This window comes from Aquabacterium sp. A08 (assembly GCF_011742065.1).
Map to the genome: position 1 here is coordinate 1 of NZ_JAAQQT010000010.1, position 450 is coordinate 450.

Below are 450 nucleotides of genomic sequence, written 5' to 3' on the forward strand. Positions count from 1 at the left end.
GCCTTGAACGCTGGCGCCCTGAAAAACCAGACCGATGTGCTGGACCTGGCGGCGCGGCTGGAACTGGGGGCCACCAACGCCTACCTGAGCGTCATCCCGTCCCTGGGCAACCGCGACCTGGCCAAAGTGGCCGCCCGCCTCGCCGCCGACGAAACCATGCACTACACGGTGCTGAGCAACGCCCTGGGCCGCCCCTTGCCTCCGGGCGCGCTGTCGTTCGGCGCGTGATCCACGGCCAACGCCGTCGCGGCTTGGCGCTCCACACGGGCAGGCGGTGACAGCTTGCCAATCAACGGAAAATGCGCGCTCAAAAGAAAAACCCCTTGATTTCTCAAGGGGTTTTTCGGTTGCAAGGTGGTGGAGCTGGGGGGATTTGAACCCCCGTCCGCAAGCCTTCTTCGCGCAGTTCTACATGTGTAGTCGTCTGGTTTGATCTCGTCGGACCAGCCG

Annotated in this window: 1 protein-coding gene and 1 other RNA gene; one reads left to right on the top strand and one right to left on the bottom strand. The window is 64.0% G+C overall.

Going from position 1 to position 450, the window contains the following annotated elements:
• Positions 1–228, top strand: a 228-nt coding sequence (locus HA630_RS00060; protein ID WP_166831947.1) for a ferritin-like domain-containing protein, incomplete at its 5' end; no start/stop codon positions are given.
• Between the two features lie 127 nt (positions 229–355).
• On the opposite strand, the gene ssrA is transcribed toward HA630_RS00060, so the two are convergent.
• Positions 356–450: a transfer-messenger RNA gene (gene ssrA / locus HA630_RS00065) on the bottom strand; the annotation flags it as partial.